General features: G+C 64.3%; 12 protein-coding genes. 6 read left to right on the top strand and 6 right to left on the bottom strand.

The genetic code is table 11. The annotated features are described in order from the left end of the window. The first annotated feature begins 48 nt into the window (after positions 1-48). A complete protein-coding gene (locus ACGFK1_RS10445; protein WP_393428184.1) occupies positions 49-1329 on the top strand; it encodes an MFS transporter in 1281 nt (426 codons plus the stop codon). A 77-nt stretch (positions 1330-1406) separates the two neighbouring features. Then, the gene (locus ACGFK1_RS10440) at positions 1407-2123 is read left to right on the top strand and encodes a fasciclin domain-containing protein (RefSeq protein ID WP_393428183.1); all 717 of its coding nucleotides are present in this window, start codon (positions 1407-1409) and stop codon (positions 2121-2123) included. A 9-nt stretch (positions 2124-2132) separates the two neighbouring features. Here the strand turns inward: ACGFK1_RS10440 and asnB are convergent, their stop codons facing one another. The 4 genes from asnB to ACGFK1_RS10420 form a co-directional block, all read right to left on the bottom strand. Next, positions 2133-3962, bottom strand: a complete 1830-nt coding sequence (gene asnB / locus ACGFK1_RS10435; RefSeq protein WP_393428182.1) for an asparagine synthase (glutamine-hydrolyzing) — start codon at positions 3960-3962, stop codon at positions 2133-2135. Positions 3963-4248: 286 nt separating this feature from the next. Further along, positions 4249-4464 carry a hypothetical protein gene (locus ACGFK1_RS10430; RefSeq protein WP_393428181.1) on the bottom strand — a complete coding sequence of 72 codons (216 nt, stop codon included), beginning with the start codon at positions 4462-4464 and terminating at the stop codon, positions 4249-4251. A gap of 16 nt (positions 4465-4480) precedes the next feature. Further along, positions 4481-5314, bottom strand: coding sequence for an SDR family oxidoreductase (locus ACGFK1_RS10425; RefSeq protein WP_393428180.1), 834 nt, complete (start codon positions 5312-5314; stop codon positions 4481-4483). A gap of 3 nt (positions 5315-5317) precedes the next feature. Then, positions 5318-6019, bottom strand: a complete 702-nt coding sequence (locus ACGFK1_RS10420) for a sigma-70 family RNA polymerase sigma factor (RefSeq protein WP_393428179.1) — start codon at positions 6017-6019, stop codon at positions 5318-5320. Positions 6020-6249: 230 nt separating this feature from the next. Here ACGFK1_RS10420 and ACGFK1_RS10415 point away from each other — a divergent pair, with 230 nt between their 5' ends. From ACGFK1_RS10415 to ACGFK1_RS10400, 4 genes are read left to right on the top strand one after another with little or no spacing between them, the layout of a single operon-like run. Further along, positions 6250-9027, top strand: a complete 2778-nt coding sequence (locus ACGFK1_RS10415) for an AAA family ATPase (RefSeq protein ID WP_393428178.1) — start codon at positions 6250-6252, stop codon at positions 9025-9027. A 31-nt stretch (positions 9028-9058) separates the two neighbouring features. Next, on the top strand, positions 9059-10261 hold the full coding sequence (locus ACGFK1_RS10410) for a flavin-containing monooxygenase (protein WP_393428177.1): 1203 nt from the start codon (positions 9059-9061) through the stop codon (positions 10259-10261). Further along, positions 10258-10950 (top strand): SDR family oxidoreductase, encoded by a 693-nt coding sequence (locus ACGFK1_RS10405; protein WP_393428176.1) that lies wholly within the window; start codon positions 10258-10260, stop codon positions 10948-10950. Before ACGFK1_RS10410 ends, ACGFK1_RS10405 begins: the two co-directional genes overlap by 4 nt. Before the next feature lie 11 nt (positions 10951-10961). Next, a complete protein-coding gene (locus ACGFK1_RS10400; RefSeq protein WP_393428175.1) occupies positions 10962-12350 on the top strand; it encodes an FAD-binding oxidoreductase in 1389 nt (462 codons plus the stop codon). On the opposite strand, the gene ACGFK1_RS10395 is transcribed toward ACGFK1_RS10400, so the two are convergent. Next, entirely contained in the window at positions 12347-13489 is a 1143-nt protein-coding gene (locus tag ACGFK1_RS10395) for an acyl-CoA dehydrogenase family protein (protein ID WP_393428174.1), read from the bottom strand. The genes ACGFK1_RS10400 and ACGFK1_RS10395 overlap by 4 nt on opposite strands. Beyond that, entirely contained in the window at positions 13490-14311 is an 822-nt protein-coding gene (locus ACGFK1_RS10390; RefSeq protein WP_393428173.1) for a crotonase/enoyl-CoA hydratase family protein, read from the bottom strand. Position 14312: the final 1 nt, after the last annotated feature.

Genomic DNA, 14312 nt, shown 5'->3' with positions numbered 1-14312 from the left:
CACTCATGCCACTGGTTACTGTCCCTGCGGATCCGCGACAGTGATCCGGTGACGCTCACCGCCGCGCAGAACCGCACGCCCCTCGGCCGCTTGCACTGGGCGTGGGTGGTGGCGGTGGTCAGCTTCGTCGCGATCCTCGGCGCGGCGGGCTTCCGCTCGGTGCCCGGGGTGATGATGAACCCGCTGCACCACGAGTTCGGGTGGTCGCACGGCGTGGTCGGGCTGGCGATGTCGGTCAACATGACGTTGTTCGGGCTCACCGCGCCGTTCGCCGCGGCCCTGATGGATCGGTTCGGTGTGCGCCCGGTGTTGTCGGGGGCACTGGTGCTGATCGCGGCCGGATCGGCGCTCAGCGTGACGATGACGGCCAGTTGGCAGCTGGTGCTGCTGTGGGGCGTGCTGGTCGGCGTTGGCACCGGTTCGATCTCGATGGGCTTCGTCGCCACCGTGGCGACGCGGTGGTTCGAGGCGCGCCGGGGACTAGTCACCGGCGTGCTGACTGCCGCGAGCGCGACAGGGCAGCTGCTCTTCCTGCCCGTCGTCGCCGAGGTGACCACGCGGCACGGCTGGCGATGGGCCTCGTTGATCGTGGCGGCGGCGGCGCTCAGCGTCGTGCCGCTGGTGCTGGTGTTCATGCGAAACTACCCGCAGGACAAGGGTTTAACGGCCTACGGCGCAACCACTGTCGCCGAACCCGCAGTCGTGCCCGCTTCCAGCTTCAAGGCTGCGTTCGACGGCTTGCGGATCGGCACGCGGGTGCCCGCGTTCTGGTTGCTCGCGGGCAGCTTCGCGATCTGCGGGATGACGACGAACGGACTGATCGGCACGCACTTCATCCCCGCCGCCAACGATCACGGCATGCCGACCACCGTGGCGGCGGCGCTGCTCGCGACCATCGGCATCCTCGACGTCGTGGGCACGATCTTCTCGGGCTGGCTCACCGACCGCGTCGATCCCCGCTTGCTGCTCGTCGTCTACTACACGGGGCGGGGCGTCTCGCTGCTGCTGCTGCCGGCGCTGCTGTCTCCGCACGCCCAGCCGAGCACCTGGGTGTTCATCATCTTCTACGGCCTGGATTGGGTCGCCACCGTGCCGCCGACCATCGTGCTGTGCCGCCGTTACTTCGGCGCCCGCACTCCAGTCGTGTTCGGCTGGGTGTTCGCGTCGCACCAATTGGGCGCCGCGGTCGCCGCGGCGGGCGCGGGCTGGCTACGCGATCTGCAGGGCAACTACGACATGGCGTTTCAGCTGGCGGCAGGGCTGTGTTTCGTGGCCGCCGTACTTTGTTCCAGTGTGCGAAAAGCCCAGGTCAGCGCGGCTGTAACGTAATCGGGTGGTCGCAGCGACTTTGGAATTGGGTGTTCGCTGCCCTTAACATGCGATGCGACCTGACGAAGGAGCCGACATTGAAGACTCGCGCCAGCAAGGGATTGGGAGCCGCGGCCGGAATCGCCGCGATCGTGGCATCGGTGCCGTTCGCACTCAACGCACCGGTGGCAGGCAAGGCGTACGCCGACCCGCCGGCGGACCCCAGCTCGTTGAACCAGGTGCCTGATCCGCAGGGGCCGGGATGCGACGCATTCAAGACCGCGCTGCCCAACTGGAAGAGCTTCGACACCCAGCCGGTCGGCAAGGTGCTGGCCAGCATCCCGAACATCTCGACGTTCAACGCGCTGGTCTCCGGTGCGGCCAACCCGGCGATCAACATCATCCCGGTGCTGGAGAACGGCCCGTACGTCGTCTACGCGCCGACTAACGATGCATTCGCCGCCATGGACCCGGGTCAGCTGGACGCGATCAAGGCCGACCCCGCGGCGCTTGGCAGGCTCGACTACTACCACGTGTTCCTCGGCCTGCTCGGCCCCGACGACCTGCACGGCCAGCGGCCCTCGCAGGAGGGCGCGGAGGTCAAGGTGACGGGCAAGGGCGGCGACATCAAGATCAACGACGCCGCCAAGGTCGTGTGCGGCGGCATCCAGGCGGACAACGCGCGGATCTACATCATCGACCAGGTGCTCGACCCCGCGACGGCGCCCGAGCCGATCACGCCGACCGGCACCAGCGCGACGAGCACGACGACAACGACCACGACGACGTCGGCCGCTCCCCCGCCTGCCGGCTAGAGGCCTGGCTCAGTAGACGATCGTCGGCCGGTACACGTCGAGCCACACCCACAGGTTCAGTACCCACTCCAAGCGGGCCCTTTCGATCGGTTGGAGGCGCTGCGGATCCAGCGTGACAAGGCGTTCCAGTTCGGCCAGGTCGATCAGGCCGAGAAATGAATCGTCGGCGGTGTGCATGGCTTCCTTCGCGTGCGCTTGAATCGCCAGACCGTATTGCGGCGACGCGGTTGACGGGTATTGGCTTTTGACCCGCCCCAGCACCGACTGGGGCAGAAGGTCACAAGCGGCAGCGCGAAGCAGGCTTTTCTCACGGCCGTCGAAAGTCTTCAGTGACCAGGGAGTGTTGTACACGTACTCGACGAGGCGATGGTCGCAGAACGGCACCCGCACCTCCAGACCGACTGCCATACTCATTCGATCCTTGCGGTCCAACAGGATTCGGACAAAACGTGTCAGGTGCAGATAGCTCATCACCCGCATCCGGTGGGTGAAGTCGTCCTCCTCGTCAAGTCTGGTGACCTCATCCACTGCCTCGATGTAGCGATCTTTCATGTAGCAGTCCAGGTTCAGCACCGAACGCACTGCCGGAGAGAGCATTTTGCCGGTCGCGCCGAACGGCGCGCCGCCGATGGCGATCCATGGGAATGCATCTGTCTGTTGCACCACTGGGTCGTGAAACTGCCGATACCCGCCGAAGATCTCATCAGCAGATTCACCGGAGAGCGCAACCGTCGACTCTCGGCGAATCGCCTTGAACAGCAAATACAAGGAGGCGTCCATCTCCCCGAGTCCCAGCGGCAAGTCGCGCGCTCTGATGACTTCCCGCCGAATCTCCATGTCTGCCAACGCGTTGTGATCGAGCACGATGTCGGTGTGTGATGAATGGACGTGCGCGGCCACGTCGCGCACATACGGGGTGTCCATGGTCGGCCGCATCGGATCAGGCGTGAAGTTCTCCGTTTGATCGACGAAGTCAAGGGCAAAAGTGCGGATAGGGACCGGTAGTTCAAATGCCGACAACGCCGTTATGGTGCTCGAATCTAGACCTCCGGATAACAGGACGCACTCGGGAACATCCGCGACGAGTTGTCGGCGAACGGTGTCTTCGAGAAGCTCGCGGACCCGCGCGATTGTCGAATCTCGGTCGCCCGTATGCAGTTTGGACTCCAACCGCCAGTATGTACGCTCGCGGGTCCCCCGTTCGTCAACCGTGACGATGGTGCCCGGCTCGACCTCTTGCATGCCCTTCCACACGGCATGCTTCGGAGTCTTGACGGCGGTGAGCATCTCGCGAAGACCGTCGGCGTCCACTACTCGCTGTGCAAGTGGATTGGTGAGGATCGCCTTCGGCTCCGAGCCGAACAGCACACCGTCGAATGTGCGGTAGAAGTAAAGTGGCTTGATCCCCATCCGGTCGCGAACCATCACCAGTTTGCGTTCGCGGGCATCCCAAATCGCGAATGCGAACATTCCGTTCAGCCGTCTGGCCACCGCATCCCCCCACTGCAGGTAACCACGCAACACCACTTCCGTGTCACTGGCCGTGGTGAACCGATGCCCGGCGCGCCTCAATCGTTCTCGCAACTCCCTGTAGTTGTATGTCTCTCCGCTGTAGGCCATTACTACCTCGCCATGGGTTGTGGATATCGACATGGGTTGCGCACCGCCTGCGAGGTCGATGACGGCCAGTCGGCGATGTCCCAACGCCACGTCGTCGTCACACCACGTGGCCCCTGCGTCCGGCCCGCGACACGCCATTGTCGCCGTCATCGCGTCGATAGTCGTTCCTTCCCGACGCAGATCTCGTGAATAAGCCAACCAGCCAGTGATCCCACACATGCCCTTCCTCCATTTCAGTAATTTGGTCGTTGCGCGGGCACGTCGGGTGATGACGCAGATGTGCTTTGACTCGACCGCATTTGGCTAGCGCTGGGAGATGTCGGTGCTTGTCGGGGACCGGAGTCGGCACAGTGCTCATGTGTGCGATCAGGATCATCGCAAGTTCCCGGCGGCGCCAAATACACGAACGCCAATTCGCCGACCGCGACAATCAGCACCGCGAACGTCCGACGGAGCGCGCGTATGGTCTTGGCAGCATGCTGATCGGATTCGCTTCTGATTTCCATCAGACGTCCCTTGCCGCGCAGACCAGCGGAAGTGGCACAGCTTCGTCCACGTCCGATTTGCGCGCCATCGGAGCCAGCGCCACAAGTGGGCACTCAGCCGTCTTTGGTAGCGGCTCGAGCGGCAGCGCCAGTAGGGAAACCCACAGAATCGTGCTCGTGAAAGTGACGCCGAGAACGGCCCACAACAGGATGACCAGTAATCGGGTTGGTGGCACGGTTTGCTCCTTGAAGTCAGTCACTAGTCTTCGGTTTCAGGGAGGTTTGGTACCTGCGCATCGCCTCTATCCAGCGATCGTGGCCACGGCTCTTGTCTCGAAACCTCTCTTGCACTTGGGGGTGAGGCAAAACCATGAAGCGCCCTTGCCTGCAGGCGTTGAGCGTCGTTTTCGCCACCTGTTCCGCCGACATGACCGGTGCAGCGCTGAGGATGGACCTTGCTGCCAGTTGCTCTGCGGGATCTGATGATTGGCTGGTCGTGCGCAGCAGCGGCGTGTCGACGCCCATCGGGCATACGCAGCTCACGCCGATCCCTTGGTCACCGTAGGTGATTGCAAGCCACTCCGCGAAGCCGACTGCGGCATGCTTGGTGGTGGCGTATGCGGCACCACCGAGGTGTGTCAACAGCCCCGCGGCGGACGCGATGCTGACGAAGTAACCGCCGCCCCTTCGGAGCCAGTCCGGGATCAACAGCGCGGCGGCTCGGACGTGTGCGCAGACGTTGACGGCCAGCGCTTGCTCCCAGTCGCTATCGCCTCGCCCGAGACCGGGGGGTCCGAGCACGCCGGCATTTGCCACGTATGCATCCACTGAGCCAAACCTGTTGCGAGCCAAATCAATCAGCATGGATATGTCCGACGTCGAACTGGCATCAGCTTGTACGGACGTTGCAACATGCCCGTGTTGGCGTATTCGTTCAGCGGTCTCATGTGCCGCCGTTGCATCGATGTCACCGACCACTACTCTGGCTCCGTTAGCGGCGAATTCGGCAGCCAGCGCCCGGCCGATGCCCGACCCTGCACCCGTGACTATGCAGCTGCTCTCCTCGGCTCGTAAGCGCCTCGCCATCGGCTAAACCGCCTCCGCGCCACTCTGTGTGCGGGCCAGTCCGCACTCCTCGGCCACATCGGCAAGTTCGGTGCGAAGTTGCTTGCGCGCACGGTGAAGCCGCGACATCACAGTGCCGAGCGGGATATCCATCAACTCAGCGATGTCCCTGTAACGCAGTCCGTCCACGCATGCGTAGTAGAGGACATTGCGCAGATCCTCGTGGAGCTTGTCCACCGCCGCAGCAATCTGTCTGTCTCGCAACCCAATCAGCACCTGCACTTCTGCCGAACGCAAACTGATCGAACCGAACGATGCAGGGCGGCCGCGGCTCGCTGAGGGGTTCTCGCTGATGTCACCGCTGAGGATCTCCAACGGGCGGCGCTGGACGTGGCGATAGCCGTTGACCCAGGTGTTGTACATGATGCGGAAAAGCCACGCCCTCAGATATGTCCCGCGGCGAAATGTCCCGAAGCGGGCGTAGGCCTTCAGTAGCGTGTCCTGCACCAAGTCCTCTGCGTCGGCCCGTGATGCCGTCATCCGCCGCGCGCCGCCGTACAGATGGGGAATGAGCGGCACCACGTCCCGCTCAAAACGGGCGCTCAACTCCGTCTCGTTTTCAATCGCCTGGTCGAATATCGGTCGGTTGCGTGTTGCTGAAACGTCGGCTTGCGGGCGGCGAGCCAGCCTCGCGGCGGCGTCTGCACCCGGCAGCGGCGCGGTCACGCTGGTCGATGTTGTGCCACGGAGACGGCCCATGACTACCGCGGCCGAGGACGCGTCTGCTGGTGGCGTGTCGAGTGGCGACATCGATCGGTCGCCACGAACGGCATTCTGAACTGGTGAAATAGGGTTCGACTGGGGCATAGGACCGACAGTAGGAACGCGTGGTTTTCGGCACACCACCTGCCCGTAAGGGGATTAATGGGCGACATGCGGGGTTTATGCTGTGCGTGATGGGCCTGGCGGAACCCCTTGAACGCGCGGCCGAGCTGAACCAGCTTTCCGCGTTGCTGGCGACAGCCAAGGACGGCCAGGGCCAGGTGTGCGTTATCGAGGGGCCCAGCGGTGTCGGCAAGTCGCGACTGCTCGACGAATGCGCCGCGGCGGCTTCGACGCTGGGCTTCGGCGTGCTCCGCGCCCGCTGCAGTGAGCTGACCCGTGACTATCCGTTCGGAGTCGCACGTACCCTATTCGAACCGTGCTTGGTTCGCGGGTCAAACACCTTGGGTGACGAGCTGACGCGCGGGCCCGCGGCGTTCGCGAAACCACTTTTCGAGCAGGCGGACACCGCAACTGACGAGTTCGCGATCATCTATGGGTTGTACTGGCTGACCCTCAACTTCGCCGAACAGCGGCCGCTGGCGATCTTGGTTGACGACGTCTCGTTTGCCGACGACTTCACGCTGCGCTTCCTGGCCTATCTGACCCAGCGCCTCGACGACCTCGCCGTCGTCGTCGTCGTGGCGATCCGGTCGGGTGACCAAGGCGCAGAATCGGAATTCATCGGGGAGCTGTGGCAAGCGGCTACAGTGCCGCCTCTTCGACCGGGGGTACTCAGCCAGGCCGCTGTGGCGGAACTGCTTGCGGCCACTCTTCCTGGGACCCAGGTTGACGATGAGCTCGTCGAGACGGTGCACCGGGAAACGGGAGGCAACCCGCTGTTTGTCGTCGCGGTCGCCGACGCCATCCGCGCCGGTGAAGATGTGTCGATCACCACGCCAGAATCACTGCGCCGGTATGTCGTTCGGCGATTGACCCGGTTGAGTCCTGCGGCGCGTGAACTGTCAAAGGCGGCTGCCGTTCTGGCGTCAGAGGCAGAACTGCGCGACGTCATTCCGTTGACCGATCTCGACCACGACGCCGGCCTTGTGGCGGTCGCAGAACTGGTCGAAGCGAATATCCTTGCTTCGGCCAGTCCGATCCTGTTCGCGAACGGCATAACCAGGACCGCGACGTACAGCGTGCTCGATCCCGCGGAGCGACTTGTGCTTCACTCGCGATCAGCCAAACTCCTTGCAGATCGCCGATTTCCGCCCGAGGCCGTCGCCGAGCATCTGATGAAGTCGGGTGCCATCAACGAGTCGTGGGCCGTTGACGCACTGTACGACGCGGGACGTGCCGCTGCTCGCAAGGGCGCACCCGCTGCGGCAATTCGTTACCTACGACGCGCGATTGATGCCTGCGTCGCCGAACCGATGCCACCAAGGCTGTTCATCGAGCTTGGCCTGGCCGAGGCCGCAGCCGGCGAGCCGACGTCGCTTGACCGTTTCGCACAAGCGTTGGACACGGTGACAGATCCGAGCGAACGGGCGGATGCGCTGTACTCGCTGGGCCAGACTCTGTACGCGATCGGCCGGTTCGCTGAGGCGAGCCGGGCATTCCGCCGCGGCGCAACCCTCACCGACGACGGCACTCAGGCGAGATTGCGCTTCCAGGGCGCGGCGGCCAGTGCCGAGTTCTTCATCACCGCACCGTCGCAACGCATGCAACGCGAAATCATCAGACCCGAAGATCTCGCGGACGGCCCGGGAACTCGGGTTGTGCTCGCGGTCAAGTCGCTGCAGGAGGCGGTGTCCGTGCCGCCGGTGCGTTGGGCCGGCGACCTGGCGATGCGGGCCCTTGGCAACGGTGCCTTGCTTGCCGAGCAGACGTCGCAGGGCCCCAGCGTAGACCTCGCCATACAGGCGCTGGTGTATGCCGGCAGGCTGACCGACGCGCAGGACGCCGCCGATGCCGCGGTACGCGATGCACGGGAGCGAGGCGCGCTGTTGGCGCACGTCGAGGCGAGCTACGCACGAGCACTCGTCTTCTTGGCAAGGGGCTGGGTTACCGAGGCTGCCGCCGACGCACAAACTGCCTTGGATGGTCTGGACTGGCGCTGGCATGCACACCGGCAGAGGGCGGTGGCCATCCAACTGCAGTGCATGGTCGAGCGAGCTGAACTAGACGATGCGGTCCACCTCATTCAGCGCGCGGATCAGGAACTGCCCGTGTCGGCGGCACACGGCATCAGCGCTCTGCTTCGCTTGGCCAAAGCTCGCGTACACCTGCGGGTCCGCAGTCTCGACGCGGCGCGCCGGGACGTACAGGCTGCCGCTGAATCCGTCGCCCACTACGGGCCGATCAACCCCGCTGCCTTCCCCTGGCGTTCCCTCGCCGGGCTGATCGCCCACTTCACCGGGGACAGCGCAGGGGCGCGAAACCTGATTGCGGAAGAGCTTGCACTGGCGGAGCTATTCGAGGCGCCGATCGCCATCGGGATAGCGCTGCGCCGCCGGGCGGTCACCGAGACAGGCAATGAAGCAATCGAGACGCTGCGCACGGCACTCGATGTTCTCGAGGTTACCGAAGCACGACTGGAGCTGGCCCGCACCCAAGGCGCACTTGGGGGTGCACTTCGACGGGCGGGGCAACGAGTAGAAGCCCGACGACACCTTCAAGCGGGGGTTGATCTTGCCCATCGAGGCGGTGCCATCGGAGTCGAAGCGTCGCTGCGTGAGGAGCTGGCCGCAGCAGGTGGGCGGCCACGAAGGGCGGCCGTCACCGGCGTGGAGGCGCTCACGCCGACCGAGCTCCGGATTGCCGAACTTGCGGCAACCGGATTGTCGAACCGGGAGATCGCCGAGCTGATGTTTGTCTCGCGCAACACGATCGCATGGCATTTGCGCAACATCTTCCGCAAGCTCAACGTGGAGTCCCGCGAACAGATAAACCGCATCCTTCGGGACTGAATAACTTCGTCCTTCTGGTGTTTACGCGTGTGTGAACCGCGTAGACGAGAAAGCCCCGGACCGAGAACCCGTAGTCATCATCGGCGCAGGACCCGCCGGTATCGCCGCAGCCGCGAGCCTGTGCGAATTGGGGGTGAGCTCATTGCTCATCGACAGGGCAAGCGAGCTTGCTTCATCGTGGCGGAACCGCTACGACTGCTTGAAACTCGATACGAACAAGTGGTTTTCGCGCCTTCCCGGTCGTCCCTATCCGAAGCACACGCCGATGTTCCCCAGCCGCGAGCAGGCTGCTGACTACTACGAGCTGCATGCGCAGGCCCCCGCCATCCGGCTTTCGTTGAACACCTCGGTGGAGCGGTTGGACCCCCTCCTCGGCGGCGACTGGCGGCTGCAGACCTCCAACGGTCTTGTGGATGCGCGCCATGTGGTGATTGCGACGGGTCGGGCCCAAATCCCGGTGCTGCCGAGATGGTCCGGGCTTGACACCTACACCGGTGATTTCCTTCACTCGTCGACATATCGCAGCCCGAAGCCGTACGCCGGCAAGCGGGTATTGGTCGTCGGATCGGGGGCTTCGGGCATGGACATCGCGCATGACCTCGCCCGAGGCGGTGCGGCGAGGGTATGGCTGGCTGTGCGTACCCCGCCGAACATTTTGTTGCGCAGTCTGTTTGGCGTCGTCCCCGGGGACGTGCTGCTACGCCCCCTTTTTCGGCTACGCCCAACCGCTGCGGACGCCATCCTACGAACGCTGCGACTGCTCACAGTGGGTGATCTTGCCGATGTCGGCTTGCCGATACCGCCCATGGGCCCTTTCGCTGCCGCGCATCAACGCGCCATCTCCCCGTCGATCGTCGATAAGGAAGTAGTTCATGCGATCAGGCGTGGCCAGATCACGATCGTCAGCAATGTAGCCGCCATCGAGACCGCGACCGTCTCGCTCGTGGACGGGACACAGCTGGAACCAGAGGTGTTGATCGCAGCGACAGGCTATCGAACCGGACTCGAACCGCTGGTGGGCAACCTCGACGTGCTCGACGACAGCGGTGCACCGCGAGCCATGGCACCAGAACCCGCCGCTCGCGGGTTGTGGTTCATCGGCTATCAACTCGGCCCGACGGCACTGGGAATCGCCGGTCAGCAGTCTCGGCCACTTGCGAGAGAGATCGCCGATGATGTTGCTGCGCACGAGAAAAGGAAAACCTACGACGCGAGAACGAGAACCCGGCCATGAAGGTACACGGATCGACGGCCGTAGTGACGGGCGGTCAGCGTGGACTAGGTAAGGCGTTGGTTGACGAGTTGATCAAGCGCGGCGCATTCCTGGTTTACGCTACTGCGCGCGAGCCCGCGGGGAGTCAGCATCCACGAGTGATCAATGTGGCACTGGATGTGACTCGCGCGAAGTCGATTGCGGCACTGGCAATAAGAGCATCAGAAGCAAACATAGTCATCAACAACGCCGGAATCAGCGGCGGGCGGCCGTCACCGTTGAACAGCGATATGCGTGATGTCCGTCGGGTGTTCGAGACGAACTACTTCGGCGCGGTCGCGGTCGCTCGCGCGTTCGCACCAGTCCTGGCGCGTAACGGCGGCGGAGCCCTCGTGAACATTCTCTCGGTCATGTCATGGTTGGCGGGTAAGGGCGCCTACGGTGACTCGAAGGCCGCTCTGTGGGCGGCGACCAACTCACTCCGCTTGGAACTGGCTCGGCAGAACACGTTGGTGACGGGCGTTCACGCCGGCTACATCGACACCGACATGGTCCGTACTTTGGACGTCGACAAGATCGCCCCAGCGGCCGCGGCCGCCACCATCCTCGACGGACTCGAGAATGACCAAAACGAAGTCCTGGTCGACGACTTCACCCGCGAGGTCAAAGCGGCCCTGTCGGGCCCAGTCGAACGACTCAAGATTCGTTGAAGGGACCTGGAATGCCGAACAAACAATCGTCGCTGCGTGCTGACGGCATGACACTGGGAGATATCGCGTCCGCCAGAATCCACCACCCTGGCACGCCGGGTTTCGACGGCGCCACGCGAGTGTGGAACGGTGCCGTGAAGCGGCAACCCGCGATCGTGGTGCAGCCGACGTCACCTCAGGAAGTGGCAAGGGTAGTGCGCTATGCCCGCGCACGCCAGTTACCGATTGCGGTGCGCGGTGGCGGCCACGACTGGGCCGGTCGATGTCTGGTCGAGGCCGGCGTGGTCATCGACATGTCGCGGATGCGTTCGGTGATCGTCGACGGCGCCGCGGGGATAGCGACGGTAGCCGGCGGCGCAACGGCCGCCGATGTCATTGCCGCAGCCGAACCACACGGCCTTGCTGCCGCCACCGGCATGGTAGGCGAGGTCGGCATGGTGGGTCTGACGCTCGCGGGTGGCTACGGCCCGCTCAACGGGGTGGCGGGCCTGGCCCTGGACAATCTGGTCGCCGCGGAAGTGGTACTCGGCGATGGCCGCACGGTCCGGGTCAGCAGCCGCAGCGAGCCCGATCTACTGTGGGCGCTTCAGGGAGGTGGCGGCAACTTCGGCGTCGTGACCGCGATGGAGGTGCGATTGCATCCCGTCTCGTCGGTGACGACGGGCGTGATGCTGTTCCCGTGGCGGCAGGCGGCCGAGGTCATGCGACGCTACGCCGCAGTCGTTCCGCAGATGCCGGATGAACTCACCGCCCAGATCGGCGTCGTGTCAGGACCGGACGGTACTCCTGTCGTCTACGTCTTGCCGACATGGGCGGGAGTCGCATCCACGGGATCCGACTGGATCGACAGATTACAGAGTCTGGGTACGGCGCTCGATGTACAGATTGCTGAGATGCCGTACAGCGGCCAGCTACGTCTGCTCGATCCGTTCATCGAGTGGGGCAGACACTGCGAGATGCGTACCAGGACAGTGGCAACGCTCAACCAGGGTGCAGTGCAGGCCATCATCCGCGCCGGCGACACTCGGACATCGCCGTTCAGCGGCGTCGTCGTCCACCATTTCCATGGGGCCGCCACAAGAGTGCCGGTGACACACACCGCGTTTGGCCGACGCGAACCACACCATGTGGTCGAACTCCTTGCCGCGTGGCATGGCACCGAAGACGGCACCGACCACCGCCGCTGGATACATACGGCCTACCAGGCGCTCGCTCCCTTTGCGCTGCCGGGCGGCTATCCGAACCTCATCGGTCCCGGCCAGGCAGGCCAAGCCGAGGCGTCCTACGGGCCCAACGGTGACCGGTTGGTTGCGCTCAAGCGTCGATGGGACCCTGACGACGTCTTCTCGGCAACGCCGCTGCCCACGCCGACTAAAGGCCACGCCGGCCGAGCCGGCTAGAGTCCCAAGTCGCGGCCGATGATCTCCTTCATGATCTCGGTCGTGCCGCCGAAGATGGTCTGGATTCGCACGTCGACGTAGTCGCGGGCCACCTTGTACTCGTTCATGTAGCCGTACCCGCCATGCAGCTGAACGCAGTTGTCGACGACGCGCTTGCCCAGCTCGGTGCACCACCACTTGGCCTTCGACGCCTGCACCGCGGTGAGCTCCTTGTCGACGGCGGCGCGTAGGCACCGGTCGATGTACTGCTCGGCGATCTCGAGTTCGGTGTCCATCTCGGCCATCAGGAACCGGTTGTGCTGGAAGCTACCGATGGGCTGTCCGAACGCCTTGCGATCCTTGACGTATTGCAATGTCTCGCGCCAGGTTTCACGCGCACCCGCGATCGCGGCAATCGCGATCGACAACCGTTCGGATGGCAAGTTGTGCATCAGGTGGTAGAAGCCCTTGCCCACGTCGCCGAGGATGTTGTTGCCTGGCACACGAACGTTCTCGAAATGCAACTCCGCGGTGTCCGCGGCGTGCAGACCCATCTTGTCGAGCTTGCGTCCGCGTTCGAAGCCCTCCATCCCGCGCTCCACGACCAGTAGCGAAAAGCCCTTGTGCCCGGCTTCCGGATCGGTCCGCGCGACGACGATCACCAGGTCGCTGTTGATGCCCGCCGAGATGAATGTCTTGGAGCCGTTGAGGATCCAGTCGTCGCCGTCACGCACCGCCGTGGTTTTGATGCCCGCCAGGTCGCTGCCCGCGCCGGGCTCGGTCATCGCGATCGCACCGATCAGTTCACCGGTGATGTAACCCGGCAGCCACCGCTCCTTCTGCTCGTCGGTGGCCAGCGACGCGAAATACGGGCCGACGATGTCGTTCTGCAGGCTCAGGCCGGGCGTCGCGGGGCCGAACTTCGCGAATTCCTCGACGATCACCGCGTTGAACCGGAAGTCGTCGACGCCACCGCCGCCGTACTCCTCGGGCATGTTGAAGCCGATCAGCCCGTATTTACCTGCGGCCAGATAGGATTCGCGGTCGACCAGACGTTCGCTCTCCCACTTCTCGACGTGCGGCGCGCACTCCCTTTCCAGGAACTGCCGCGCGGTCTCGCGCAGCTGCTCGTGTTCGGCCTCGAATACCAGACGCTTCATTTACTTTGCCTTCCATACTGGTTCACGCTTCTCGGCAAACGCCAGCGGCCCTTCCTTGGCATCCTCGGAACGAATCAACGTGCCGATTTCACGCATGGTCCTCGCCCAACCGGGCTCGTCGCCAACGATCACCCCGTCGTCGACGCCCATGGCCACCCGCTTGCTGGCCCAGACCGCAAGCGGCGCATTGCATGTGATGCGCTCGGCGAGCGCGAGGGCGGCCTCCACGGCAGTGCCGTCGGGCACCACCCGGTTGATCAGTCCCCACTTCAGCGCGTCGGCCGATGACATCGGCTCACCGGTGAAGATCAACTCCATCGCAACCTTGCGTGGCAGGTGGTCGACGATCCGGAACACGCCGCCTGCGGCGGCGATCAGCCCGCGCTTGACCTCGGGCAGTCCGAACTTCGCGCCTTCCTCTGCCACCACCAGGTCGCTCGCCAGCGCGAGTTCACTGCCGCCGCCCAGAGCCGTCCCGTTGACGGCCGCGATGGTGGGCTTGTCGATGTAGTGGTGCACACAGCCCGCGAACCCCCACTCCGGGTGATCCGGATGGAACAGGTTCTCCCGACGCGATATCGCCTTGAGATCAGCTCCAGCACAGAACGATTCACCGGCACCCGTGATCACCACCGCGCGTACCTCGGGGTCCTCCTGCGCGGCCTGCAGTGCGTCACCGACAGCGGTGCTCACCGCGCTGTTGACGGCGTTGCGGGCTTCTGGCCGATTGATCGTGATGATGAGTACGTTGCCCCGCCGCTCGGTCAGAGCGGCGGGGGCCACAACATCTCGTCCGACGACGATCGGTGAGGAGTCGGACACC

The sequence above is a fragment of the Mycobacterium sp. NPDC048908 genome, from assembly GCF_043197955.1.
Lineage (GTDB): Bacteria > Actinomycetota > Actinomycetes > Mycobacteriales > Mycobacteriaceae > Mycobacterium.
This window is presented reverse-complemented; position numbering and strand designations above follow the sequence as displayed.